This is a genomic window from Corynebacterium sp. HMSC05D08 (genome assembly GCF_001807215.1).
Classification (GTDB): Bacteria; Actinomycetota; Actinomycetes; order Mycobacteriales; family Mycobacteriaceae; genus Corynebacterium; species Corynebacterium striatum.
In genome coordinates this window covers 64,457-90,485 of sequence record NZ_KV788294.1, presented here as the reverse complement: position 1 = coordinate 90,485, position 26,029 = coordinate 64,457, and the positions used below count along the sequence as shown (strand labels likewise).

General features: G+C 60.5%; 22 protein-coding genes. 11 read left to right on the top strand and 11 right to left on the bottom strand.

Annotated features, from left to right (window positions below; genetic code table 11):
- Window positions 1-42: 42 nt before the first annotated feature.
- Window positions 43-951: a C40 family peptidase gene (locus HMPREF3148_RS01980; RefSeq protein WP_049064159.1), complete on the bottom strand. Its 909-nt coding sequence runs from the start codon at window positions 949-951 to the stop codon at window positions 43-45.
- A complete protein-coding gene (locus tag HMPREF3148_RS01975; RefSeq protein WP_005527987.1) occupies window positions 948-1,226 on the bottom strand; it encodes a hypothetical protein in 279 nt (92 codons plus the stop codon). Before HMPREF3148_RS01975 ends, HMPREF3148_RS01980 begins: the two co-directional genes overlap by 4 nt.
- Before the next feature lie 125 nt (window positions 1,227-1,351).
- Between HMPREF3148_RS01975 and upp the strand changes: the two genes are divergently transcribed.
- The 4 genes from upp (at window position 1,352) to HMPREF3148_RS01955 (ending at window position 5,281) form a co-directional block, all read left to right on the top strand.
- Window positions 1,352-1,987, top strand: coding sequence for a uracil phosphoribosyltransferase (gene upp / locus HMPREF3148_RS01970; protein WP_049147316.1), 636 nt, complete (start codon window positions 1,352-1,354; stop codon window positions 1,985-1,987).
- Between the two features lie 50 nt (window positions 1,988-2,037).
- On the top strand, window positions 2,038-2,436 hold the full coding sequence (locus HMPREF3148_RS01965) for a helix-turn-helix domain-containing protein (protein WP_065429169.1): 399 nt from the start codon (window positions 2,038-2,040) through the stop codon (window positions 2,434-2,436).
- Window positions 2,437-2,578: 142 nt separating this feature from the next.
- Entirely contained in the window at window positions 2,579-3,760 is a 1,182-nt protein-coding gene (locus HMPREF3148_RS01960) for an amidohydrolase (protein WP_046646543.1), read from the top strand.
- A gap of 72 nt (window positions 3,761-3,832) precedes the next feature.
- Window positions 3,833-5,281 carry an NAD(P)H-quinone dehydrogenase gene (locus HMPREF3148_RS01955; RefSeq protein WP_236592667.1) on the top strand — a complete coding sequence of 483 codons (1,449 nt, stop codon included), beginning with the start codon at window positions 3,833-3,835 and terminating at the stop codon, window positions 5,279-5,281.
- 16 nt (window positions 5,282-5,297) lie between these two features.
- Here HMPREF3148_RS01955 and HMPREF3148_RS01950 read toward each other — a convergent pair whose 3' ends face one another.
- Both HMPREF3148_RS01950 and HMPREF3148_RS01945 read right to left on the bottom strand, forming a co-directional pair.
- A complete protein-coding gene (locus HMPREF3148_RS01950) occupies window positions 5,298-6,125 on the bottom strand; it encodes an Ltp family lipoprotein (RefSeq protein WP_005527997.1) in 828 nt (275 codons plus the stop codon).
- A gap of 132 nt (window positions 6,126-6,257) precedes the next feature.
- On the bottom strand, window positions 6,258-7,571 hold the full coding sequence (locus tag HMPREF3148_RS01945) for a short-chain fatty acyl-CoA regulator family protein (protein WP_049147320.1): 1,314 nt from the start codon (window positions 7,569-7,571) through the stop codon (window positions 6,258-6,260).
- A 211-nt stretch (window positions 7,572-7,782) separates the two neighbouring features.
- Between HMPREF3148_RS01945 and prpD the strand changes: the two genes are divergently transcribed.
- The 3 genes from prpD to HMPREF3148_RS01930 all read left to right on the top strand — a co-directional run bounded on the left by prpD (window position 7,783) and on the right by HMPREF3148_RS01930 (window position 11,489).
- Window positions 7,783-9,312: a 2-methylcitrate dehydratase PrpD gene (gene prpD, locus HMPREF3148_RS01940; protein WP_049147322.1), complete on the top strand. Its 1,530-nt coding sequence runs from the start codon at window positions 7,783-7,785 to the stop codon at window positions 9,310-9,312.
- Window positions 9,313-10,242, top strand: a complete 930-nt coding sequence (gene prpB, locus HMPREF3148_RS01935) for a methylisocitrate lyase (RefSeq protein ID WP_005528003.1) — start codon at window positions 9,313-9,315, stop codon at window positions 10,240-10,242.
- Window positions 10,243-10,337: 95 nt separating this feature from the next.
- The gene (locus tag HMPREF3148_RS01930; RefSeq protein WP_049064154.1) at window positions 10,338-11,489 is read left to right on the top strand and encodes a bifunctional 2-methylcitrate synthase/citrate synthase; all 1,152 of its coding nucleotides are present in this window, start codon (window positions 10,338-10,340) and stop codon (window positions 11,487-11,489) included.
- Here the strand turns inward: HMPREF3148_RS01930 and HMPREF3148_RS01925 are convergent.
- Both HMPREF3148_RS01925 and HMPREF3148_RS01920 read right to left on the bottom strand, forming a co-directional pair.
- Window positions 11,486-13,921 (bottom strand): hypothetical protein, encoded by a 2,436-nt coding sequence (locus tag HMPREF3148_RS01925; protein WP_049147324.1) that lies wholly within the window; start codon window positions 13,919-13,921, stop codon window positions 11,486-11,488. The two genes, HMPREF3148_RS01930 and HMPREF3148_RS01925, sit on opposite strands and share 4 nt — an antisense overlap.
- Window positions 13,911-14,597, bottom strand: coding sequence for an ABC transporter ATP-binding protein (locus HMPREF3148_RS01920; protein WP_049147326.1), 687 nt, complete (start codon window positions 14,595-14,597; stop codon window positions 13,911-13,913). Before HMPREF3148_RS01920 ends, HMPREF3148_RS01925 begins: the two co-directional genes overlap by 11 nt.
- A 394-nt stretch (window positions 14,598-14,991) precedes the next feature.
- On the opposite strand from HMPREF3148_RS01920, the gene HMPREF3148_RS01915 reads away from it, so the two are divergent.
- Window positions 14,992-18,423 carry a pyruvate carboxylase gene (locus HMPREF3148_RS01915; protein ID WP_070508606.1) on the top strand — a complete coding sequence of 1,144 codons (3,432 nt, stop codon included), beginning with the start codon at window positions 14,992-14,994 and terminating at the stop codon, window positions 18,421-18,423.
- Window positions 18,424-18,512: 89 nt separating this feature from the next.
- On the opposite strand, the gene HMPREF3148_RS01910 is transcribed toward HMPREF3148_RS01915, so the two are convergent.
- The 3 genes from HMPREF3148_RS01910 to HMPREF3148_RS01900 form a co-directional block, all read right to left on the bottom strand.
- Window positions 18,513-19,076, bottom strand: coding sequence for a GNAT family N-acetyltransferase (locus HMPREF3148_RS01910; protein ID WP_005528010.1), 564 nt, complete (start codon window positions 19,074-19,076; stop codon window positions 18,513-18,515).
- Between the two features lie 18 nt (window positions 19,077-19,094).
- A complete protein-coding gene (locus HMPREF3148_RS01905) occupies window positions 19,095-20,864 on the bottom strand; it encodes an acetyl/propionyl/methylcrotonyl-CoA carboxylase subunit alpha (protein ID WP_049147330.1) in 1,770 nt (589 codons plus the stop codon).
- Window positions 20,865-21,035: 171 nt separating this feature from the next.
- Entirely contained in the window at window positions 21,036-21,899 is an 864-nt protein-coding gene (locus tag HMPREF3148_RS01900) for a sulfurtransferase (protein WP_005528012.1), read from the bottom strand.
- A 387-nt stretch (window positions 21,900-22,286) separates the two neighbouring features.
- Here HMPREF3148_RS01900 and HMPREF3148_RS01895 point away from each other — a divergent pair, with 387 nt between their 5' ends.
- The 3 genes from HMPREF3148_RS01895 to HMPREF3148_RS01885 all read left to right on the top strand — a co-directional run bounded on the left by HMPREF3148_RS01895 (window position 22,287) and on the right by HMPREF3148_RS01885 (window position 24,946).
- Entirely contained in the window at window positions 22,287-23,339 is a 1,053-nt protein-coding gene (locus HMPREF3148_RS01895; RefSeq protein WP_049147333.1) for a Cj0069 family protein, read from the top strand.
- 187 nt (window positions 23,340-23,526) lie between these two features.
- Entirely contained in the window at window positions 23,527-24,441 is a 915-nt protein-coding gene (locus tag HMPREF3148_RS01890; protein ID WP_049147335.1) for a DUF4282 domain-containing protein, read from the top strand.
- A 166-nt stretch (window positions 24,442-24,607) separates the two neighbouring features.
- The gene (locus tag HMPREF3148_RS01885) at window positions 24,608-24,946 is read left to right on the top strand and encodes a DUF1801 domain-containing protein (RefSeq protein WP_005528016.1); all 339 of its coding nucleotides are present in this window, start codon (window positions 24,608-24,610) and stop codon (window positions 24,944-24,946) included.
- 9 nt (window positions 24,947-24,955) lie between these two features.
- On the opposite strand, the gene HMPREF3148_RS01880 is transcribed toward HMPREF3148_RS01885, so the two are convergent.
- Both HMPREF3148_RS01880 and HMPREF3148_RS01875 read right to left on the bottom strand, forming a co-directional pair.
- A complete protein-coding gene (locus tag HMPREF3148_RS01880) occupies window positions 24,956-25,378 on the bottom strand; it encodes a DUF3151 domain-containing protein (RefSeq protein ID WP_005528018.1) in 423 nt (140 codons plus the stop codon).
- Window positions 25,379-25,424: 46 nt separating this feature from the next.
- Window positions 25,425-26,021 carry a Maf family protein gene (locus tag HMPREF3148_RS01875; RefSeq protein WP_049064141.1) on the bottom strand — a complete coding sequence of 199 codons (597 nt, stop codon included), beginning with the start codon at window positions 26,019-26,021 and terminating at the stop codon, window positions 25,425-25,427.
- Window positions 26,022-26,029: the final 8 nt, after the last annotated feature.

Here is a 26,029-nt window from a genome sequence, read left to right as displayed (position 1 = left end):
ACAGTCTAACTTACCCATTTATTAAATCCGCATAAGAGCGTGCTAGCCGGTGGGGCGCCAGAACCCCTTGAATGCCATGCCCATGTTGGTGGTGCGCAATGGGCTGGTTTCCACGGGGCTACCAGCCTCGATCATTTCGCCGCCTCCCTTGTACATGGCCACGTGGCCATCCCACACCACGAGGTCACCGGGCTGTAGCTCGTCGGCGCTGACCTGCCTGCCTACGGTCTGGGACTCGGCGGTGCGCGGGATCTCCACTCCGGCCTGGCGCCACGCCCATTGGGTAAGCCCAGAGCAATCGAAGCCGCCATTGCCCGTGCCGCCCCATACATAGGGAGTACCGAGCTTGCTCATCGCGGCGGCCACCGCGGCCCGCCCCTGTGCCGACCCACTGGACTCATCGCCGCCGATGGCCGTGGAGTGTTTCGCTGAAATTGCGTGGGGCTCTGGAGTCTTAGAAGGCGAAAGCTCGTTCCCGGTTCCTTCTGCGCGTCCTTTTACCGTGGGTTCGATGGCGCGCTGCGCGATGGGTAGCAACGGCCTCGCCACAGCGACCAGTTCTGCCAGCAATTGTTTGACGCGGGCAAAAGCGTTGGCCAAGTGTTCTGTAATGAGACCGTGCAGGCGTGCTCGTGCAGCTGCCTGCACTGCTGGGTTTGGAACCAAGAGCCCAAGCGCCAGGGGTGCGGCTTGGGTGAGCAGCTGCAATCCAATACCGATGAGGTCCTGGCCTGTGGCCTGGATGAGCGTGCGGGCCTTGGCCACCGCGGCGTCGATGGTGTGGCGATCAGCGGCGAGGACACCGGCGGCGTCGAGAAGCTTGCTCGGATCGCCGTGTACGATGTCCGCCAAGGGGCCGATGGTGCTCAGATCCGGCAACTGCGGCAGGCCCACCGCTGGGAGCGCGGGCGGTGCCATCTGGGAAATCTGTTTGACCGCTGCCTCAATCACGAGAGCACACCTCCCAATCCGGCCGCTAGGCCAGAATCAGTAGATTCTGCCTCCTGTGCCATGGCGAAAGACGCGTCAGCAACCATTTCCATGTCAGTACGCAGACTCTCCGTCCGCGCCCCGACGTTGCGCAAGGCTGCGCACAAAGCGGAACCAAAAGCGGAAAGCGTTCCCTCTGGAATCTGGGGCAGTGGTGGAGTGGTGCCCTGGGCAGCGTCATAAAGCTCGCGGGCAAGATGGCGGGTGAACTCAGTATCAATCTTAAAAGTTGTCATGCCTTATTGGACTGGGCAAAAGCGCCCGCGGTTCCCTCACCAACGAGAAAAGTATTGCCCATTGCAGGGGCGGGGGAAACGTTTAGATACCAGAACCGGCAGGGGAGGGGATAGAGTAGGAAACCATGGACATCCACGTAGTAGATCACCCCCTTGCCGCCTCCCGCCTGACCATCATGCGCGATGCTCGCAGCAACAACTCTGCCTTCCGCGCCGCCCTCAAGGACCTGGGCACCATGCTCGTTTATGAAGCAGCCCGTGACCTCGCCGTCGAGCACTTCGACTGCGTCACTCCTGTCGATACTGCACAGGGCACCCGCCTTCTGGACCCGCCCATCATCGTCCCCATCATCCGTGCGGGCCTGGGCATGATCGACCCAGCTCTAGCCATGATTCCGGATGCCCAGGTGGGCTTTATCGGCATGGCCCGCAATGAGGAAACCCACCAGCCGGTTCCTTATCTCGAGGCGCTGCCCGAGGATCTCACCGGCCGCACCGTATTCGTCGTGGACCCGATGCTCGCTACCGGCGGCTCCCTCCTGCACTCCTTGAAGCTGCTGGCCGATCGCGGTGCCACCGACATTACTGCAATCTGCATGGTCTGCGCGCAGGAAGGCGTGGGTGCGCTGGCGAATTCCGGCCTGCCGGTCCGCCTGGTTACCGCGGTTATTGACCCGAGCTTGAACGAAGACGCCTACATCGTCCCAGGTTTGGGCGACGCCGGCGATCGCCTCTACGGACCGCGCAACATCGACCTCTAAAGTGCGCTAGGCTTGCCCCCACGAACGTCTGAATGGGGGGGTCAAGACTCGTGTCCATTTCTTTTGGTGGGTGGTCCGCCTTGGGCCACGATTTCGCATCCCGCTTGCGTGAGACGCGCGAGCGGCGGGGCATGTCGCAAAAGGCGCTCGCGGAGATCTCGGGGGTCTCGCGCAGTCAGATTTCCAATCTGGAGCGCACTGACAAAGCGTTGAATCTGCGGGCCGATCCGCAGCTGTCCACGCTGTTCAAGCTGGCTTATGCACTGGAGGTTCCGCCTTCATTGTTGCTGCCGGGCGGGGTCGGAGATGAGGTCGTTGCAGCGCTTGACGACGTCGCCGCCTTCTCAGCCTCCTATATCGATCGCCGTCGCTTCGCTGCGGCCGATATGGTGCTGGATCGATCACGCGCACGCGCGGTTTCCCACGCGGCTATTAGGTCAGCAAAATGACATGCCGCGCTCCGTACCGCTCTGTATATTACAGCGATGAGCTGCGCGACTACCTGTACCGCTTTGTCTAGTTGTAGACTGCACTGAAAGACAACGACCCCGGTTTCGCATGTTCTGCGGGTGGGTGTGCAGGAGGTACGCAATGATTTCGACATTCGTGAACGCGTGGTTTGATAGCCACCGCGCGGAGGTTATCTCGTGGCGCCGTCATATCCATCGCCACCCGGAGACCTCCAACAACGAGGTGGAGACCACCAACTTCATCGCGCGCACCCTCAAGGAGTACGGGCTGCAGCCGCAGCGCTTCCCCGAGACAGGCCTCATGGTGGACATCGGTCCGGACACGGAACTGGGACGCCTCGCTTTCCGCGCCGACATTGACGCACTGCCGGTCACCGAGGTCACCGGATTGGAGTACACCTCAGAGAACCCCGGCACCATGCATGCCTGCGGCCACGACGTGCACACCACCATCGCCTTGGGGCTTGCCTGTGCAATGGCGGACTACCAGCGCGAACACTCCCTCGAGTTGGGGCTGCGCATCATCTTCCAGCCTGCCGAGGAAGTCTGGGTAGGCGGTGCCACCGACGTTATCGAGTGGGGTGCGCTGGAGGGGGTCAACTCGATCTTTGCCGTGCACGTAGAGCCGAAGCTGCGCGTGGGTCGCATCGGTGTGCGTGCAGGTGCTATTACTTCGGCAACGGACGTCGTGGAGCTGGAGGTCAAGGGGCCAGGGGGCCACACCTCGCGTCCGCACCTGTCCGCCGACGTGGTCTATGCGTTGGGCAAGGTCATCACGGAGTTGCCCGCGTTGCTGTCGCGCCGCGTCGATCCGCGCACGGGCACCGTACTGGTCTTTGGCCAAGTCAACTCGGGCTATGCGCCGAATGCGATGCCGGAGTCCGGAACGCTGACCGGCACGATGCGCACCGCGGACATCGCCATCTGGCGCGACATGCAGAACCTGTTTTCCGAGTTGGTGGACCAAGTTCTGGCACCGGTGGGCGTGGAACACGAGCTGACTTATCACCGCGGCGTTCCGCCCGTGCTTAACGACGACGTCTCTACCGCATTGTTGGCCTCCGCCGCACAGGCCATCGACCCGCAGGCCGTGGTGCAGGCACCTCAGTCCTCGGGTGGCGAGGACTTCTCGTGGTACCTCGAGCATGTTCCGGGTTCCATGGCGCGTTTGGGCTGCTGGTCCGGCGAAGGCGAGCAGCATGACCTGCACATGGGGGACCTCAACGTCGATGAGCGCTGCATCGGTGTAGGCGTGAAGCTTTTCGGCTCCGTAGTGGAGCAATTCGCCAACGTGCAGGAATAGGGGCGCAACTACTACACTGTCAAAAGGATTTACCCCATGTCCTTAACAAACTTTATAAAGGAGCAATAGACAGTGACAAAGGAAGCGCTTGACGCAGTAATCGAGGATGCACCGCGCATCGTTATCATCGGTGGCGGCCCAGCAGGCTACGAAGCTGCGACTGCCGGCGCCAAGTACGGAGCGGACATTACCCTGGTAGAGGAGCAGGGTCCCGGTGGCTCCTCCGTCCTGTTGGACTGCGTTCCTTCCAAGTCCTTCATTGCTGGTGCAAACCTGCGCACCGACTTCCGTCGAGCTGAAGCCATGGGGCTCAACGAGCAGCTCGGCTCTATGCAGCTGAAGCTGCAGGCGCTCAACGAGCGTGTGCAGGCGCTGGCTGCAAACCAGTCTGCTGATGTGCGTGCGGGCTTGGAGAAGATCGGCGTCAACGTTATCGACGGCCGCGCGAGCTTCAGCGAGGACCAGCATGGTGTGCAGGGCGCGGCGCACAAGGTCGACGTCGCCAAGAGCGATGGCTCCACCGAAACCCTCGAGGCAGACCTCGTGCTCGTGGCAACCGGTGCCACCCCGCGTATCCTGCCGGGCGCGCAGCCGGACGGCGAGCGCATTCTGACCTGGCAGCAGGTTTATGACCTGAAGGAAGAGCCGGAGCACCTCATCGTGGTCGGTTCCGGTGTGACCGGTGCTGAGTTCGTGTCCGCTTTCGCGGAGATGGGCGTCAAGGTAACCATGGTGGCTTCCCGCGACCGTATTCTGCCGCATGACGACGCCGATGCTGCCGACGTCCTCGAGACCGTGCTGGCTGAGCGCGGTGTGGAGCTGGAGAAGAATTGCCGCGTGGAATCCGTATCCCGCACTGAGGACGGCAATGTTGTGGTCAAGACGCAGGACGGCCGCGAGATTCATGGCTCGCACGTCATCATGTCCATCGGCTCCATCCCGAATACCAAGGACCTGGGCCTAGAGTACGTGGGCGTGGCTACTCAGAAGTCCGGCCACATCAAGGTCGACCGCGTCTCCCGCACCAACGTTGCTGGCATCTACGCAGCCGGTGACTGCTCTGACCTCTTCCCGCTGGCTTCCGTGGCGGCTATGCAGGGCCGCATCGCGATGTACCACGCGCTCGGTGAGGGTGTGTCCCCGCTGCGCCTGAAGACCGTGGCCACCGCGGTGTTCACCCGCCCGGAGATCGCCGCCGTGGGCTTTACCCAGGCTGAGATTGAAGCTGGCGAGGTTTCCGCGCGCACCATCACGATGCCGCTGAACACCAACCCGCGCGCGAAGATGCGCTCCCTGAACCACGGTTTCGTGAAGCTGTTCTGCCGCGCCACCTCCGGCCGCGTTATCGGCGGCGTCATCGTCGCGCCGACCGCGTCCGAGCTGATTCTGCCGGTCGCCGTTGCCGTGACCAACCAGCTGACCGTAAACCAGCTGGCTGATTCCTTCGCGGTCTACCCGTCGCTGTCGGGCACCATCACCGAGGCAGCACGCCGTCTCGTGGCACACGACGACTTGGAGTAGAACCGAGAAGTTCTTCCTACATGCCCAGCTGGTCTACGGCCTGCTGGGCTTCTTCGTAGGTGAACTTCTCGCCGTAGTCGCTGGTGAGCTGGTCAATCAGCGCGGCGCCGGACATGCCCATGGTGTCCTGGTAGTTGCGCGCGGACTCCGCGGCCTCGGCGTTCCAGTCGGCTTCGACGTTGTCTACAGCGTACTGCGCCTGCTCCGCAGTGAACTTCTCGCCGTAGTCACTGGTGAGCTGGTCGTAGAGCTTGGCCTTAGAAAATGCCATGGTCTTGATGTAGTTCTTCGCGGAACCTAGGGCCTCGGCGTTCCAGTCCGCCTCGACGTTATCGATGGCGTACTGCGCAGCATCGGCCGGGAACTTCTCGCCGTACTCACTGGTCAACTGATCGTAGAGCTTGGCCTGGGAGAAGTTCATGGTCTTGATGTACTGGTTGGCCTTGCGCAGTGCGTTGCGGTGCTCTACGGGAGCGTTGGGGTCGCCCTCGTCGCCGCTCATGTTTGCTAGGGCGTCGGAAAGCTTGGCGAGGTCACCCGAGGTATCGGAATCTTGTGCAACGTTGCTTTCGGGGACAACGCTGGTCGGATTGTCTGCCGCGGTGTCTTCCTTGTCGCCGCCAGCGCCGGTAGCGACACCAATGATGACGAGCACGGCCAAGGCGCCAGCGCCCCACTTGAAGCAGCCGCCCTTCTTCTTTTTCTTCGGTTCCTGTGGCGGTACAGCACCTGCGCCGTAGGTACCGTCAGCGGCGGGGAAACCTGGTTGTTGGCCAGGTTGTTGGCTGGGTTGTTGACCGGGCTGCTGCAGAGGGTTTGCGTATGGATTGTTTGAGTTGGTCATGGAAAACCTCCAGAAAGAAACAGTTGAGGAGGATGCCTCCCCAGCGAGAGAAATGCTGGGGTGCAACCTTGGGAACACAAGCAGTTTCGCAAAGGCGCTGGACACGGCTTCCGTGCGTTTCGAACGTACGCGCTATCTGGTTTGGTAAGCGTTCTCTGGAGTGGCGTTGAGCTCGAGCTTTACCGGGCGGCTGGCTAGTGGGAAAGCGCGCTGGGCGCAGTTTTCGCGCGGGCAGGCGCTACATCCGGGGCCAATCGGCGTGGCTGCCGACGCCGTGAGCGTCAAAGCATCCGCGTACACCAAGCGGTCGGCTTGGGAGATGTCGCAGCCGAGGCCCACCACAAACTCCTTACGCGGGGTACCCCAGGCCTTGGCTTGGCCTTGCACGAAACGTGCAATCCACAGATAGGTGTGGTCATCCGGCATGGAGGCCACCTGGCGGGTGATGCGGTTGGGGGTTTCGAAAGCGCGGTGGACTATCCACAGCGGGCAGGAGCCGCCACCGCGGGCGAAGTGGAACGCGGTGGAGGACTGGCGCTTGGAGATATTGCCCGCGCGGTCAGTGCGGATGAACGAGAAGGGGACGCCCTTGTTGCCGGGGCGCTGCAGGGTGGATAGACGCTGCGCGGTGGTCTCAAAACCGGTGCCGAAGGTGCCGGCGATGATGTCGATGTCGTAGCGGGTTTCCTCGGCTGTCTCCAGGAACTGGCTATAGGGCATCGTCACGGCCGCGGCGAAATATTGAGCCAGACCAAGGGTACCGATGCGCTGGGCGTCGCCAAGCGGCAGCTCCGCCACGAGCTTCTCGCACAGCTCAGTGTGTGCCAACAGGCAATACTGCAAAGCCATCTCAAAGACGAGTTGCGACTCCGTCAGTCCCGCACGCAGGTGCAACTCCCTCGTCTGTGGGCGAAACTCACGCCGGGTGACCGGGCTGGAAAAGCGCACGCTCACACCCAACTCCTCCTGCAACTTCGCCGCCAGGCGCCCGCGCCGCAGGACGCGATCGCCCAACTGCAGCGCCAGATCCTCGGCAGCGACGTCGAGTGCGTGGATGTAGTTGTGTGCATCGTAGAAGAAGTCACGCACCGCCTCGAATGGGCCCTCCTGCTGCTGCGGTGCGGCCGCTGCGGCCTCGAGGAAGCGCGGCATCAGCTCTGGGAAACGCGTGACGAGATCGGAAAGCGTGGCCTCGCCGGCGTCGGGAAATAGCCTGCGCAACTCGGTGATGGTGCGCACGTCCTTGTCCGCGGAGAAGTACGTGGGGTCCACCCCAAAGCGTTGGGACAGCTGCATGAGGACGGTGACGGTGAGCGGGCGCTGATCATTTTCCAGCTGGTTGAGGTAGCTCGTGGACAGCTGCAGCTGCTTGGCCATGGCCACTTGAGTGAGTCCTTGTTGCTTGCGAAGCGCGTGGATTCGTGCCCCCGCGTAGTGCTTGCTCATTGTCCAGTCAACCTCTTTATTGCTCTTGAGCAGCTGTTTCCACATGTTTTGCAAAACGGAAAGATAGCTACAACAGATTTACACATTTTACACATGTGGCGCTCGACACGTTCTGGAAATTAATGTGATTTTGCAAACGCAGCACCGTGAGGCGAGAAACCTCACGTTGAAGTCAAGGCACCTCACGTTGAAATGTCCCAAAGGAGCACCTGTGATCAACCACGAAGTCCGCACTCACAAGTCCGCCGAGAATTTCCCTATCGAAGAGCACCTGGCCTACAAGATCGCCAAGGTCGCCGCCGACCCAGTTGAGGTACCGGAGGAGACCAAGGAGATGATCATCAACCGCATCATCGACAACGCCTCCGTCGCAGTGGCTTCCGTGGCCCGCCGCCCAGTGACCTCCGCACGCGTCATCGCAGAGGGCCACCCACACGCGGCCGACGCCGCACGCACCGGCAAGGGCGCCAAGATTTTCGGCATCGAGGGCGACTACTCCGCTGAGTGGGCTGCGCTGGCCAACGGCACCGCGGTACGCGAGCTCGACTACCACGACACCTTCCTCGCAGCCGAGTACTCCCACCCAGGCGACAATATCCCGCCGATGATTGCCGTGGCACAGCACAAGGGCCTCGATGGCAAGACCCTCCTGCGCGGCATCGCGACCGGCTACGAAATCCAGGTCAACCTCGTTAAGGCCATCTGCCTCCACGAGTGGAAGATTGACCACGTGGCCCACCTCGGCCCATCCGTTGCAGCAGGTATCGGCACCATGCTCGACCTGCCGGTCGAGACCATCTACCAGGCAATCGGCCAGGCTCTGCACACCACCACCGCTACCCGTCAGTCCCGCAAGGGCCTGATTTCCTCCTGGAAGGCCTACGCGCCGGCATTCGCGGGCAAGATGGGCATCGAGGCCGTCGACCGCGCCATGCGCGGTGAGGGTGCACCGGCTCCTATCTGGGAAGGCGAGGACGGCTTCATTGCATGGATGCTCCACTCCCCAGAGCGCACCTACACCGTGCCGCTTCCTGCCGACGGAGAGGAAAAGCGCGCCATCCTGGACACCTACACCAAGGAGCACTCCGCGGAGTACCAGGCACAGGCACCAATCGACTTGGCACGCCGCATGAAGCAGACCATCGCCGATGCGGGCAAGTCCACCAAGGACATCGAGTCCATCGTGCTGCACACCTCGCACCACACCCACTACGTTATCGGCACCGGCGCTAATGACCCACAGAAGATGGACCCAACTGCCTCCCGCGAGACCCTGGACCACTCCATCATGTATATCTTCGCGGTGGCCCTCGAGGACGGCACCTGGCACCACGTTGACTCCTACGCTCCGGAGCGCGCACAGCGCCCAGAGACCGTGGAGCTGTGGCACAAGATCTCCACAGTGGAGGACCCAGAGTGGACCCGCCGCTACCACTCCCTCGACCTCACCGAGAAGGCATTCGGTGGCAAGGCAGTCATCACATTCACCGACGGCACCGTCATCGAGGATGAGGCAGCTGTTGCCGACGCCCACCCGCTTGGCGCCCGCCCATTCGGCCGCGCTGAGTACATCAACAAGTTCAAGACCCTGGCCACCGGCATCGTCTCCGAGGAGGAGCAGGAGCGCTTCCTCGCAGCGGTACAGAACCTGGAAAACTTGACCGACCTGAGCGAGCTCAACGTCGTTGTCACTCCGGAAGCACTCGCTTCCGCACCTAAGACCCCGGAAGGACTGTTCTAAATGGCTGGACTATTCGGTTCCATCAAGACCAACGCACAAAAGCGCGAGGAGTTCCGTGCCGCCCTCGAGGGCCCCGGAATCACCAAGCTGCCGGGCGCATTCAACCCGCTGACCGCGCGCCTGATTCAAGACCTTGGCGGCTTCAACGGCGTCTACGTGTCCGGTGCCGTGCTGGCCAACGACCTGGGCCTGCCGGACATTGGCCTGACCACGCTCACCGAGGTGGCCCAGCGCGCCGGGCACATCGCCCGCGCCACGGATTTGCCGGTGCTTGTCGACGCCGACACAGGTTTCGGTGAGCCCATGTCCGCCGCCCGCACCGTGGCCGCCCTCGAGGATGCCGGCCTGGCTGGCTGCCACCTTGAGGACCAGGTCAACCCGAAGCGTTGTGGTCACCTCGACGGTAAGGAGGTCGTGCCCACCGACCTGATGGTGCGCCGCATCTCCGCTGCGGTCAACGAGCGCCGCGATGAGAACTTCATCATCTGTGCCCGTACCGACGCTGCTGGCATCCACGGCATCGATGACGCCATCGAGCGTGCCAAGGCCTACGCCGATGCAGGTGCGGACCTCATTTTCACAGAGGCTCTCTACTCGCCGGCTGACTTCGAGAAGTTCCGCGCTGCTGTGGACACCCCGCTGCTGGCGAACATGACTGAGTTCGGCAAGACCGAGCTGCTGTCTGCCCAGCAGCTAGAGGACCTGGGCTACAACGCGGTCATCTGGCCGGTGTCCACCCTCCGCGTGGCTATGGGCGCGACCGAGGATTTCCTGCGGGACTTGCAGGAGACCGGCATCCAGACCGACTGGCTTGAGCGCATGCAGCACCGCTCTCGCCTCTACGAGTTGGTTCGCTACAACGAGTACAACGCCTTCGACCAGGCCGTTTTCACCTACTCCAAGGACGCTTACAAGGCCACCTTCGAGTAAACACCTGGTCCGGGCGAGCAAGGCTCGCCCGCTCCGCGGCGTCGTCAAGCGCCGCCCAAGCAAAGAACAATCTTTCCAAGTAAAAGGAGAACATCATGTCCGAGAACACCCCAGAAATCCGCAAGGGCCTTTACGGCGTCGTCGTTGATGAAACCGCAGTCTCCAAGGTGGTCCCAGAGACCAACTCCCTGACCTACCGCGGATACCCAGTCCAGGAGCTGGCCCGCTACTGCTCCTTCGAGGAAGTGGCCTACCTGCTGTGGAACGGCGAGCTGCCGAACCAGGGTGAACTGGTCCGTTTCTCCGCTCGTGAGAAGGCGCTGCGTCACATCGACCGCCACCTCATCGACCTGATTACCTCGATGCCTAAGTCCTGCCACCCGATGGACGTGCTGCGTACCGCCATCTCCTTCATCGGTTCGCAGGACCCGGAAGAGTACACCAAGGACTCCGAGCACATCCGCCGCACCGCTCTCGAGCTGATGGCCAAGATTCCGACCATCATTGCGCTCGACATCCGACGCCGCCGTGGCGAGGGCTACATCGAGCCAGACCGCAAGAAGGGCTTTGCCGAGAACTTCCTGTGGATGGTCTTCGGCGACGAGGAAGGCTCGCCGGCTAACTCCCGCTCCGATATTGAGGCATTCGACAAGTCCCTCATCCTCTACGCTGAGCATTCCTTCAATGCGTCGACCTTCGCGGCTCGCGTGGTCACCTCGACCATGTCGGACACCTACTCCGCAGTGACCGCCGCAATCGGTGCTTTGAAGGGCCCGCTGCACGGTGGCGCAAACGAGGCCGTCATGCACAACTTCTTAGAGGTTGGCGACCCAGCCAAGGCAGAGGAGTGGACCCTCAATAAGCTCAAGAACAAGGAACTGGTGATGGGCTTTGGTCACCGCGTCTACAAGAACGGTGACTCCCGCGTGCCGACCATGGAGGCAGCATTCCGCGAGCTGGCTAAGGACCATGGCCAGGAGCAGTGGGTTGCAATGTACGAGAACATGTCCAAGACCATGTATGAGAACACCTCCATCAAGATCCAGCCGAACCTGGACTTCCCGGCTGGCCCCGCGTACCACATCCTGGGCTTCGACATTGAGTTCTTCACCCCGATCTTCGTGATGGCCCGCATCACCGGTTGGACCGCCCACATCGTGGAGCAAAACGAGAACAACTCCCTGATCCGCCCGCTGTCTGCCTACAACGGCAAGGAGCAGCGCTCCGTTCCGCCGAAGCAGATCTAATGAGCCGCTGTGCTTGACGACGGGCGCTGCACGTAGCGAAGGCATGACATGCCAACGCCACTTGCAGCGCCTAGTGCTATTGCGCCTGCAGCAATAAGAAGTGCCTTCCAATCGATAGCAAAGGTGAGGCCATCTCCCATTGCGTAGACCATTCCGGCAAGCGGGAGGATTCCAGCAATACAGCCAGTAATGATCGCAGTACATGCCAGTGTGGCCGTCGTGAGTACAACGATTCTTAGGTGCCAGGAAGAATCGAGGCCAAGTACTTTGAAGGTGGTCTCGATTGCTTCGGTAGCGCGAGCAAGTTGCCGCGAGAAAACAAAGGTTACGGCTAACGCGCTGAGCAGCGCGGCTGCCAAACTGATGTAGAACGCCCGCGGTGTCGAAGAGGTTTGAACCAGCGGCAGTAGTACGAGCTCGTGGGGGATACGGGCTTGCGCAGCGCTATCAAGAAAGCGCTTTTCTTGGTCTTCCTGGAGACCCGTAAAGACCCATTGTGTCCTACCTGCCGGTGCATCTAGTTTCTGCGCCGTGGATTCGAGGATAATTCCTCCAGCCAGCTTCTCCCAGTGAGGTCCGAAGTCGATACTCACCGCTGGAAGGGTTGTGGGACTGGGATTTCTGCTCGTGCTGATTGAAGCATGGTCATGGTCGATGAATCTGTTATCGCGGACCAATGCTCCGGTCGCAAGGACATCTTTTTCCGAGGCAGTAAGCTCTCGGTCTAAGAGCCGTTCTACGTCATGAACGGATTCGACGCCCAGTACACCAAAAGTCCCCGACATCTCCGTGGGCATTTCCAGCGTGGCTTGGACATAAGAAATACGAACTGGGGCGGGCACACCCAACGCAGTGGCGACGTGCTGAACGGAATCAGCGTTTGTAGCTAGGCCATCATCTGTCTTCTTTAAAACGTGTGCCTGGTTTGGGGCGATTGTTGACGTCAAGCTGTCGTTCTCACTGGCTGTAAAACTGGCTGACATCGAACTACTGAACACCGCGGTTCCCATGCACAGGACCAACAACACCAGACCCGTACCAATGAGTTGACGGTGTTTTTCGGCAAATCTCAGGGCCACGCCTGCTGGAGTGTAGGGCCGGCTGGTTCGCGGACAGCGTGCGAGAAGAAGAGAAAAGACGATGCACATCGCCACGGTTGGCGCTGGCGCCCATGTTTCGAATACGTCGGGCCCCAGCAGTGCTGCAGCGAACGTGAAGAGGACAGCGACAAGGACAATAACGACTGCACCCCAGCGTAAGAATGATGCCGATGGGGTCGGTGTCGGGAAGTCCTTCCAGAACGGATGAGGTTGAGCCGACGGCGCGGTGGCAATAGCACCAATCAGGAGTGCTGCTAGCGAGCTAGCGAGAAGAAGCACTAACCATTTCCATGGAATCAGGACTCCAGGATCAGGCAAACCTCCAAGTCCAGAAATGAAAGGGCGCGCACATTGTGCCAGACCTGCACCCAATACGAGTCCTGCGACGGAGTACATCAAGGCTGAACGAAGCAGGATGAATGCGCTGGACTTCCACAATAGGAAGGGCGAGATTCCTAGCTCGAAAAACCGCTGGCTCAACGGGCGAAGTACCTGGTAGGTAATCCGCCACAGGAAGAAGATCAAAGCGCATGGGATGACAACGGCGAACAGGCCGAAGAAGAAGGAATAGCTATCGGCGAATCCTGAAGGCGGCGTTGCGAGCAAGCTTTCTCGGGTGAGAAGCGATGCCGAGAAGGCGTCGTCAAGCGCTGCACGATCGACGAGGTCTGCATCCCCGATCTGACTCCTAATGAACTCGGTGAGGGCTGCAGGAGTCTTTCCTTCGGAACCGAAAACAATTGGCCGGACCGAAGCGGAGGTCATGGAATAAGCGTCAGCGTCGATGGTGTTCCACGTTCCCGACGCGCCGTACACAGCTTCTTCATGCTTGTGGAAGGAATTCGATGCAACGCCAACGATACGGAGAGGTAGCGTGCCGTTGAATGCAGTTGTGTTCTCTCCAAGACTAAGGTTCACGTCCTCGGTGACTACTACCTCGCCAGGAGCGCTAGGCCAATGGCCCTGAACCAATGCCAACCCAAAATCGGGAGCTTGATCTTCCCAGTGAGACTCCTTGTAGACAAGGGAATTTGAAGGATCGCTATCGACATAGAGATCGTAAGTCTCGAGCTGGGCAGTAAATCCCCGCTCTGGGGAATCAAGTTGTGGCAGCGTCTGCTCAACCACGCCCGCCCGCGTGTACACAGGCACGTCCACGCGCACGGCGTTGTTTCCCAATTCTGACTGCGCCTTCTGCTGCGGGGACAACGTCATGAAGAGATCGGCCGAGACAGCAAATGCGAATAATCCTAAGCACACTGCGATTGCCGCTGCGCCGAAGCGGTACCGTTTCGAAGAATGCACGACTTTCGTAATCAGTTCATTGAGCATGCGGGGCTGCTTTCCCGATCTGGCCGTCGATCAGCGTGTAGGCCGTGCTGCAATAGTCGAGCATGATGGGATCGTGGCTGGTTGCTATCACGGTTGTGCCAGTTGATGCGAGCTTTTTGAAGAGTCGAAAAATGCCATGGGAGTTCTCGGAATCGAGCGCAGCAGACGGCTCATCAGCCAAGAGAATTCGCCGGTTCCCAGACAGTGCTCGGGCGATTCCGACTCTTTGACACTGGCCGCGCGACATCTCTGCGGGAAATCGTTGAGCAAGTTCTGCTAGTCCTACCTGGGCTAATGCCTCGGAAGCCTTGTTGTGTGCCGCCGTTTCATCGACACCCGCTGCGGCAAGCACAAGCATGACATTTTCGAGCGCGGTGAGTTCATTCATTAATAAGTCGTCTTGATGGACGAAACCGATTGTGTTGCGGCGCAAGGCGAGTAGTTCCTTGGGAGCAGCGGTGGATACACAGGTATCGAAGACCGAGATTGAGCCTTCATCGATAGGTAGAAGACCTGCAACCGCGCGCAGGAGAGTGGTTTTGCCGGAGCCGCTCTTTCCTGAAATTCCGAGAAACTCACCTTCATCAACCTCTAGGCTTGTGCCTTTGAGAACATGCGTGCGCTGGGCGCCTTCGCCTAAATACTTGTGGACGTTAGAAATGGTGACTGAATTCATGAGCTCTTTGCAGCAGAGAGGCTCGCGTCAAGGTCGTTGACCGAGGCTTGAGCGGGAACAGAATGGCTGGTGGCGAGACCTCAGCTTAAAGCTGGTATCCGTCTTCATTATGAATCCTTCAGAAGTGAAAGACGAAGTTGGTTTGTTAACTTTATCGAAGAATAGCAACCCTGAAGAATGTATGTCACGAGGTTTATATCTTTGCGGCAGAGGGGTAGGTTCCGCCCGCTTTGATTCTGAAACGATATGGGTTGGGGTGTTTAGAGGTATGCATGGTGAGTTTAGTGAGAAACTGAACAATTTCTGTTGAGCTATATGTCGAATTTCGCCCGCGTTGTCGCCTCGGACACTATCCTTGTCTTCGTATTGTTCCTATCTGAAAGGACCACTCCTAGTGTCTGATACCGCCCACAAGCCCTTCTCCAAGATCTTGGTGGCCAACCGCGGTGAGATTGCCGTGCGTGCTTTCCGCGCGGCCTTTGAGGTTGGTGCCAAGACGGTCGCCATTTACCCCAAGGAAGACCGCAACTCCTTCCACCGCGCGTTCGCTAATGAGGCAGTGCGCATTGGTACCGAAGGCCAGCCGGTCAAGGCTTACTTGGACATCAATGAGGTGATTCGCGCCGCCAAGAAGTCCGGTGCGGATGCCATTTACCCAGGCTATGGCTTCCTCTCTGAGCGTGCGGATCTGGCCCGAGCCTGCCGTGACAACGGCATCAAGTTCATCGGCCCCACGGCTGAGACCCTCGACCTGACCGGCGACAAGGCTGCCGCTGTGGCTGCAGCTGAGGAAGCAGGGCTGCCGACTCTGAAGGACTCGAAGCCCTCGACGGACGTCGACGAGCTGGCGGAATACTCCAAGGACTTCGAGTTCCCCGTCTTCGTAAAGGCAGTTGCCGGCGGTGGCGGCCGCGGTATGCGCTTCATTGAGAACGAAGCAGAACTGAAGACCAAGTGTGCGGAGGCATCCCGCGAGGCGGAGGCCGCCTTCGGTGACGGCCACGTCTACCTTGAGACCGCGGTGATTCGCCCGCAGCACATTGAGGTGCAGATTCTGGCTGACTCCCAGGGCAACGTCATGCACCTGTACGAGCGCGACTGCTCCGTGCAGCGTCGCCACCAGAAGGTCGTCGAGATCGCCCCGGCGCCGACCCTGGACCCGGAGCTGCGTGACCGCATCTGTGCGGACGCCGTAAAGTTCTGTGAGCACATTAACTATGAAGGCGCCGGTACCGTCGAGTTCCTCGTCGATGAGAAGGGCAACCACGTCTTCATCGAGATGAATCCGCGTGTGCAGGTTGAGCACACCGTGACCGAGGAGGTCACGGGGGTGGACATCGTGAAGTCCCAGATGCAGATTGCCGCGGGCCTCTCCCTGGAGGAGCTGGGCCTGAAGCAGGAGGATATCCACATCACCGGCGCAGCGCTGCAGTGCCGTATTACCACCGAGGATCCCTCCAACGGCTTCCGCCCGGATACCGGCACGCTGACCCAGTACCGCTCGCCGGGCGGCGCGGGCGTGCGTCTCGACGGCGCAACGGCCGTCGGCGCGGAGATCTCGCCGAACTTTGACTCCCTGCTGGTGAAGATGACCTGCCGCGGTGTCAACTTTGAACAAGCCGTGGCACGTGCGCAGCGAGCGCTCAATGAGTTCACCGTGGCCGGCGTGGCCACCAACATCGGCTTCCTGCGTGCTCTGCTGCGCGAGCCGGACTTCGTCAACACCCGCGTGGACACCAGCTTCATTCCGGAGCACCCGGATCTGCTCAAAGCTCCGCCGGCCGTGGACGAGTCCGGCCGCATCATCGACTACATCGCTGACGTGACCGTTAATAAGCCGAACGGCGAGCGTCCGACCATCCTGCGCCCCTTCGATAAGCTGCCGGATTTGGACTTTAACTCCGAGTTGCCGCGCGGTTCCCGCGACGACTTGCTGGAGCTGGGCCCGAAGAAGTGGGCAGAAAAGATCCGCAAGCAGGATGCCCTGGCCGTCACCGATACCACCTTCCGTGACGCCCACCAGTCCCTGCTGGCCACCCGCGTGCGCGGTACCGACTTGGTCACCGCTGCTGAGGCTGTCGCGCGCATGACCCCGGAGCTCTTCTCCGTCGAGGCGTGGGGCGGCGCAACGTACGACGTCGCCATGCGCTTCCTCAAGGAGGACCCGTGGGTCCGCCTGGATCTGCTGCGTGAGGCAATGCCGAACCAGAACATCCAGATGCTGCTGCGTGGCCGCAACACCGTGGGCTATTCGCCGTACTCCAACGATGTGTGCACCAGCTTCGTGCAGGAGGCCGCCAAGTCCGGCGTGGATGTCTTCCGCATCTTTGACGCGCTGAACGACGTCACCCAGATGCGCCCGGCTATCGACGCCGTCCTGGAGACCAACACCACCGTGGCCGAGGTTGCCATGGCCTACTCGGGCGACATGTGCTCGCCGGGGGAGAAGCTCTACACGCTGGACTACTACCTGAAGCTGGCTGAGGAAATCGTGAACACCGGTGCACACGTGCTGGCCATTAAGGATATGGCTGGCCTGCTGCGTCCGGAGTCCGCTTCCAAGCTGGTCATGGCGCTGCGCAAGGAATTCGACCTGCCGGTCCACGTCCACACTCACGACACCGCGGGCGGCCAGCTGGCTACCTACTACGCTGCGGCGCTCTCTGGCGCGGACGTCGTCGACGGTGCTTCCGCACCGCTGGCTGGCACCACCTCGCAGCCTTCGCTGTCCGCCATCATCGCGGCGTTCTCCAACTCTTCGCGCGACACCGGCATCGAACTGCAGGCCGTCTCCGATCTCGAGCCTTACTGGGAGGCTGTCCGCCAGCTCTATCGTCCGTTTGAGAAGGGCATTCCTGGCCCGACCGGCCGTGTCTACCGCCACGAGATTCCGGGCGGCCAGCTGTCTAACCTGCGGGCGCAGGCTACCGCGCTTGGCTTGGAGGACCGTTTCGAGGTCATCGAGGACACCTATGCCGCCGTCAATGAGATGCTGGGCCGTCCGACCAAGGTGACCCCGTCCTCCAAGGTTGTTGGTGACTTGGCTCTGCACCTCGTGGGTGCGGGCGTGGACCCAGCCGACTTTGAAGCCAACCCCACCAAGTACGACATCCCGGATTCCGTCATCGCGTTCCTCCGCGGTGAGCTCGGTAACCCTCCGGGTGGCTGGCCACCGCTGCGCGACAAGGTCCTTGAGGGCCGCGCGCCTGGCGACGTCTCCGTCAAGCCAGTACCGGAAGAGGAGAAAGCTCACCTGGTCTCCGACAACTCTGACGAGCGCCGTGCGTCCCTGAACCGACTGCTCTTCCCGAAGCAGTTCGAGGAGTTCAATGAGTTCCGCCGCACCTTTGGCAACACTGAGGCGCTCACGGACACCGTCTTCCTCTACGGCTTGGAAGAGGGCAACGACTACATCGTCCACTACTTCCCGGAGGGCTCTAACGACCGTGCGGATCTCAAGACGATCACGCTTCGTCTCGACGCCCTCGGCGAGCCGGATGAGAAGGGCATGCGCAACGTTGTGCTCAACGTCAATGGCCAGATTCGCCCGATGAAGGTCCGCGACAACAACGTGGAGTCCTCCGTGGCCACCGTGGAGAAGGCCGACCCGTCCAACGACGGCCACGTGGCCGCGCCGTTCGCGGGCGTGGTCAACGCCACCGTGAAGGCTGGCGACGAGGTCAAGGCCGGCGACCAAGTCGCCGTCATCGAGGCCATGAAGATGGAAGCCTCCATCTCCGCAACCAAGGACGGCAAGGTCGAGCGCGTAGCCATCGGCCAGGCCACCAAGGTCGAAGGTGGCGACCTCATCGTGGTCATTAACTAATCGGCTATAAGCTGTCAACAGAAGAGCGCCCCTCCCGCTGACCTTTGAAGCGTCGGCGGGAAGGGCGCTCTATTCTGCGCGGTTGCAACCTAGTGGGCGAAGTACTTGACCATGGTGGGCGCCTCCGAATTACCGGGGACGGTGATGTCTTCGAAGCCTTCGGATTCGTAGAGCTTGCGGGCGCCAGGGTTCTTGGGGTCGACCCACAGTGCAATCGCGGGGGCCTCTTGGGCCGCAGCGAGGTCGCAAATGTTGCGCAGCAGGCGGCGGCCTACGCCTAAGCCACGGTAGCGGTATTCCACCGCGATGAATAGCTCGGGGATTTCCTCTGGGTCAAAACGGGTTGCCCACTGGGATTCGTCGAAAGGCTCTGCTTCCGGGTTACCCAGGTACGCCGCACCTTTGCGCGCACCGGTGTAGTAGCGCAGCCACGCACCGCCCATCGGTACGTTATGACTGGAAACGGCGATGCAGCCGCCGTCGACAAGCGGCGACCATTCGTCGATGTACAGGCCCACGTCTGCCGTGTGGAAGTCAGGGACGGCAGCCTCTTCGTCACCCAAAACATCAGCGAGGAAGAGCAGACGGGACAGGTAGGTCCGGTCTGGCTCCTTGGCCAGCCGGACCCCATAAGCAGAGTCGTTGGCAGTCATTCCACCGACTCTAGTGAGCTATTTGATCTCCAGCAATGGGGTGCCCTTGTTGATCTGGGCGCCCTGCTCCACAGCGAGGCCGGTCACGGTGCCGGACTTGTGGGCCTTGACTGGGTTTTCCATCTTCATGGCCTCGAGGATGAGCACGACGTCGCCTTCTGCGACCTCCTGGCCCTCCTCGACGTTGACCTTGATGACGGTGCCCTGCATTGGTGCCACGACGGCGTCGCCAGACGCAGCGGCCTTGGCGCCGCCACCGCGACGCTTCTTGGACTTCTTGCGCGGAGAACCGCCACCGAAGATGAGGTTGGACGGCAGCGCAATCTCAATGCGGCGGCCAGCGACCTCAACCACGAACTTCTGGGCTGGGTCTGCATCGTCCTCAGCCGGAGCATCTGGGTCGACGTACGCAGGCAGCTCGCCCACCCACTCTTCTTCAATCCACTTGGTGTAGACATCGAAGGACCCGTTCTCAGCGGTAAACGCAGGGTCGCTCACGATGGCCTGGTGGAAAGGAATGACGGTCGGAAGGCCCTCGACGGTGTACTCCGACAGGGCGCGGCGTGCGCGCTGCAGCGCGGTCTCGCGGTCTTGACCCCAGACGATGAGCTTGGCCAGCATGGAGTCGAACTGGCCACCGATGACGGAGCCTTCACGCACGCCGGAATCCACACGCACGCCTGGGCCTGCTGGCTCTGCATACTTGACGACGTTGCCCGGTGCCGGCATGAAGCCAGCCGCAGCGTCCTCGCCGTTGATGCGGAACTCGAATGCGTGGCCGCGCGGGGTTGGGTCCTCGGTGAAGGAAAGCTTGCCACCCTCTGCGATGTTGAACTGCTCGCGCACGAGGTCGAGGCCGGTGGTCTCCTCGGAAACCGGGTGCTCGACCTGCAGACGGGTATTGACCTCAAGGAAGGAGATGAGACCGTCGGAGCCAACGAGGTACTCGACGGTACCTGCGCCGTAGTAGCCTGCCTCGCGGCAAATGCGCTTAGCGGACTCGTGGATGGAAGCGCGCTGCTCGTCGGTGAGGAACGGCGCTGGTGCTTCCTCCACTAACTTCTGGAAGCGGCGCTGCAGGGAGCAGTCGCGGGTGCCCACGACGACGACGTTGCCGTGCTGGTCAGCTAGGACCTGGGCCTCAACGTGGCGAGCCTTGTCGAGGTAGCGCTCGACGAAGCATTCGCCGCGGCCGAATGCTGCGGTGGCCTCACGGGTAGCGGAGTCGAAGAGCTCTGCGACCTCGTCGCGGTTGTAGGCAACCTTCATACCGCGTCCGCCGCCGCCGAAGGCAGCCTTGATAGCGATGGGCAGGCCATGCTCGTCGGCGAAGGCCTCAACCTCGGCGGCATCCTTGACCGGGTCTGGGGTGCCTGGCGCCATTGGGGCGTCGGCGCGCTCGGCGATGTGGCGGGCAGTGACCTTGTCGCCCAAGTCGCGGATGGACTGTGGGGAAGGGCCGATCCAGATGAGGCCTGCGTCGATGACAGCCTGGGCGAAGTCGGCGTTCTCAGACAAGAAGCCGTAGCCCGGGTGAATGGCGTTGGCGCCGGATTTTGCTGCGGCGTCGAGAATCTTGTCAAAGACAAGGTAGGACTCGGCGGAATTTTGGCCGCCGAGGGCGAAAGCCTCGTCTGCCAAAGCTACGAAAGGCGCGTCGGCGTCTGGCTCTGCATACACAGCGACGGAGGCGATGCCAGCGTCGCGCGCGGCGCGGATCACGCGGACTGCAATCTCACCGCGGTTAGCAACTAGCAGCTTGGTGATCTTCTTGGTTTCAACTGCCACGGCAGGAACCCTCCTGATAAAACTCGAATTGGACTGTCCACTATTCTTGCACACAAAAACATGAGAAAACCGTCAGGTTCCGGTTTTGTTTCCAAAAATATTCCCGCACCAGCGTCGATGCGGGAAAATGCGGCGTGTTGAGTGCTTAAGTATGATGCTTCTCGCTATTGATTAACCTTCGATAGGCATGCGGATCATGTTGCCCCATTCGGCCCAGGAGCCGTCGTAGACCTTGGCGTCCTTGAACCCAAGGAGGAAGGTCAAGACAAACCAGGTGTGCGCAGCCTGTGCGCCGACGTGGGAGTAGAGGACGGTCTCGGAAGCGGGTTCCAGCTCGCCGTAGTTTACGTTGAGCTCGGAAAGCGCGCGGAAGCAGCCGTTGGGGTAGACCGCGCGGTCCCACTCTAGGTTCACGGCGCCTGGGATGTGGCCGTGGCGCATGGTGGTGCCGTATGCGGAGTCGCCGTTGGGGGACTCGTGGGTGGCCTCGCCAAAGAACTCCTCCGGCGTGCGGGTGTCTACGAGTTTTGCGGTCGTGCCGCGAACTTGGTCCACAAAGATGCGGTAAGTCTCGTCGTTGCGCTCTACCTCTGGGTAATCAGACTCTGGGAAGTCGGGAACCATAAAAGAGGTGTCGCGCTCTTCGGTAACCCAAGCATCTCGGCCACCGTCGAGGAGACGGACGTCCGGGTGGCCGTAAAGCTCAAATACCCACAGGGCGTAGGCGGCCCACCAGTTGGCTTTGTCGCCGTAGATAACCACAGTGTCATCACGCTTGATTCCTTTGTCGCGCATGAGCTGCGCGAAGCCTTCCGCGCTGACGATGTCGCGGGTAACGGGGTCCAGTAGCTCCGTCTGGAAGTTGATGCGGGAGGCGGTGGGTACGTGGCCGATGTCGTAGAGGAGGGAGTCCTCGTCAACCTCGATTACGCGTAGGCCTTTAATGCCTAGGCGGGCCGATAGCCAGGGTGCAGATACGAGACGCTCTGGGTGTGCATACTCTTGGAACGGAGGATTGGGATCGAACTCGGCCATGGTTCGCCTACCTTTCTATGAAGGGGATTTTGGTTAGGCATGTTTAGTCAAATCAACTTTAACGCGAAAACCTCTAGATTGGTCACCCAGCGTCCCTACTGTGTTGTTGGATACATTTTTGGTCTACTGTGCATAAGTTGAAACTGCTGGTTATAACAAGTGTGCAGGTCAAGCCCTAAAACGATTTCTGAGCGGCGAAAATGACCGGGGTTAAGGCGGGGTTAGCAAGCGAGCGCAGGGGCAAAGACTGCGATATTTTTAAAACGTGGTGCGGTGCAGAACGCTGCATATTCACTCTCTAATTCTCGTTAAATATGGCGGGCCAGAGCAGTAGTGGCCCTGTGTGCCGGACCAATACCCACAAACCCCAAACGAAAGGGAATTGCTGTGCATAAGGCAATCGTCGTCTTCGAGGTCGAGGGCGGATCTGACAAGCAGCTCAACGGTCACCGCAAGGACACCATGCCTATCGTCGACTCCATCAAGGAAGCCGGCTGGCACTCCGAGGTCGTGTTCTTCCGCCCAGAGTGGTCCGAGCGCATCTTCGAGTACGTCTCTGAGAACTTTGACGCTTACATCTCCCGCGTGAACCCAGGCAACATCCCGGGTGGCGAGAAGGGCTATTTCGACCTGTTGACCAAGCTCTCTGAGGCTGGCCTGGTAGGCATGTCCACTCCTTACGAGATGATGGCATATGGCGCAAAGGATGCGCTGGTCAAGCTCAACGACACTGAACTAGTCCCGGCTGACACCGCGGCTTATTACGACGTTGAGTCTTTCCACAACACCTTCCCGACCTCCATCTCCTACGGTGAGCGCGTTCTTAAGCAGAACCGCGGCTCGACCGGTGAGGGCATCTGGCGCGTCCAGATTGAGGACAAGTCCCTTGAAGTAACTCCGGGCACCGTGCTTCCGCTGGACACCAAGCTCAAGTGCACCGAGGCTGTGGACAACCACACCGAGGTTCGCGAGCTCGGCGAGTTCATGGACTTCTGCGACCAGTACATTATCGGTGACAACGGCATGCTCGTCGATATGCGCTTCATGCCGCGCATCGTTGAGGGCGAGATCCGCATTCTTCTCGTTGGTCCGGATCCAGTATTCGTGGTCCACAAGAAGCCAGCTGAAGGCGGCGATAACTTCTCCGCTACCTTGTTCTCCGGTGCGAAGTACACCTACGACAAGCCAGAGGCTTGGCAGAGCTTGGTTGACATGTTCGCAGAGGTTCGCCCTGTCATCGCTGAGAAGCTCGGCGGCGACAACATTCCGCTTATCTGGACTGCTGACTTCATGCTTGCCGACGGCGAGAATGGCGAGGACACCTATGTTCTCGGCGAGATTAACTGCTCCTGCGTTGGCTTCACCTCTGAGCTCGACATGGGCATCCAGGAGAAGGTTGCAGCTGAGGCAATCAAGCGCGTCGAAGCAAAGCACGCTTAAGGTATAGCCATAAATCAGCTTTATCTTCAATAACTCCGTAGTCTCCAACAGGGAGGGTACGGGGTTATTTTTGTACTCATAACAAGGGGAGTGGTCCCCATTGGGCTGCCGATTGGTTTTATCTGTTGTATTTTCAAGTGTGCGTGATTTAAGACGCAGTTAAGTAATCGAAAGGAAAATCTCGCTTATGGCCAATCCAGACCAGTACGGAGAAAAGAACTCCGAGCAGAACCCGCAGCATGCCGCCGAGGACTCATTTGGTTCCTCCTCCTTCGGCAATTCTGACTTTGGTAGCTCCGACTTAGGGCAGTCTGATTTTGGTGGTTCTTCCTTCGGAGCAGCTAGCTCTTTCGATTCTTCCGAAGCTTCCGGCGTGCACCACGCAGAAGGCGAAGAGACCGTAAACTTTGGAGAAAATTCCGTGGCTAACCATGCTTCTGATTCGGACTTTGGTGCTTCGGACTTCCGCGGTTCGGACTTTGGCAGCAACGACTTCGGTAACAATGACTTCGGCCAGTCGGTCCCGCCTGCAGGCAACTTCAAACAGGGCGGCTTTAACCAGCAGTTCCAGAGCCAGCAGCCACAGCAGGGCTTTGGCGGATTCCCGCAGCAGGGGCAGCCGCAGCCAGGTCAGCCAGGCCAGCAGGCTTTTGGCGGCTATCCACAGCAGAACCACGGCGGCTTCAACCAGCCAGCACAGCAGGGCTTTGGCCCGTACCCACAGGGCCTGCAGCAGGCACAGCCGCAGAAGGATAGCTTCTTCAAGTCCCTATTCGACTTCAAGTTCTCCAGCTTCATCACCGTGAAGTTCGCTTCCGTCATCTACATCATCGCGATGATAGTCGGTGTCCTGTGGTGGCTCGGTGGCTTGCTCTTCGCAGTCATGGGCGGCTCCCTCGGCGGCCTCGCTGGCTCGTTGTCCGGCAGCTCCTTCGGTGGCGGCATGGCAGTGATGATGATCTTCGGACACCTCATTTTCGGCACCCTGGGCTTGGTCCTTTACCTTATCCAGGTTCGCCTCGTTCTGGAGTTCTTCGTGGCAAACATCCAGACCACTGAGAACACCAAGAAGCTCGTTGAAAACGCTGAGGCGGACAAGTAAGGCTCTTTTGAGTAACGAACACCAGAGTTCGTTGGTTTTCCACCTTCCCCCGGTTCTTCCTGAATAGGAACGAACCGGGGTTTGCTGTTTGGGCGTGCTTGGCAGCCAAGTTTGTATATCCTGCTTGGGATAACGGTGGTTACCGAATTGGAAAACCGAGGCTCCCATGACTGACTTTGAATCGATAGCCGGCGTCGGCAAGCGCGGGCTCGAGCGCCTGAATGCGGCGTTGCAGGAGCAGGGGATGGACCTTCACGGAGCACCAGCCCCGGAGGACCGCAGCGCGACCTTCACTCGCGGACACACAGGCAAAAACTCCGAGGATATGGCAGGGGCCAAGATTTCTCTTTATGGGCTACCGCACGATGAGGATCTGCTGGAACGACTCGTTAAGCACACCGTGAGCAAGTCCTGTCTGTACATTAACAAGCCAGAAGACGTAGACCTTAAGGTGCTCGAGGAGCTCATTCGGCGCGGCTGGGAATCCGCGCCCGCCGGCTGCTAGAAAGTTACTTTAGTCAAGGAGACGGGCGACGGAGTCTGGGTCGGCGTCGGAAAGCATCTGGCGGAGACGGTCGTACTCGTCCTCCTCACCAATGGCCTGCGCCGCGTGCGCGAGGGCAGCAATGGCGCGCAGGACGCCCTGGTTCGGCTCGTGCTCGAAAGGAACCGGACCCCAGCCCTTCCAGCCGTTGCCGCGCAGGCGGTCAAGGCTGCGGTGGTAGCCCGTGCGGGCATAGGCATAAGCGGTGATGTAGGCAGTAGGCATGGCCTCATCCTCGCGCAAGCGCGTGAGCTCCTGCTCGGCGAGCAAAGCCCACAGCAGCGGGGAGTTGGGGTATTCTACAATGCCAGCCTGCAGGTCAGCGGTGGAATCAGCGCCGGGATCAGCAGGCAGCTTGATGGGGGCGGGTGCGAGCATGTCTTTCATTTCCATGCCCGCTAGACTACCGCGCCCGCCGGACAATGGCAGCGGCCACGTCTTAAGGCTGGGCCCAGAAGTCTGAGACGCAGAGGTCAAAGGAGTACAAGGCACGGCGGACCACCGGCAGCGATAGCCCGATGACCGAGGAAGGATCGCCCTCGATACGGTCAATGAACCAACCGCCGATTGCCTCCAAGGTGAAGGCGCCGGCGCATTCCAAAGGTTCACCAGTCGCGGCATAGGCGGCGATGTCGCGCTCGTTTGCCGCGGCGAAAAAGACGCTGGTGCGCGAGGTTTCAACGTGGCGCTTGTCGCCCTGGATGATGCAGTGTCCGGTGAGCAGCTCTGCACGGCGGCCAGCCTGGGCGCGCCAGCGTTCAATCGTGGCGTCGACAGTGTGTGGCTTGCCTTGGAGTACGCCGTCGAGAAGCAGCATGGAATCGCCCCCGATGACGACGTCCTGCGGGTACTCGGGCGCGATCTTTTCCGCTTTTGCGGTGGCCAATGCTGCGACGATATCGGCAGGAGCTGCGCCGCTTAGCGACGTCTCGATAGCATCCTCATCCACGTGCGCGGGCGCCAAAACGGGCTCAACCCCGGCCCCACGCAGAATGGAAGCGCGGGACGGGGATTGAGAAGCGAGGACGATTCGCATCCTTCAAG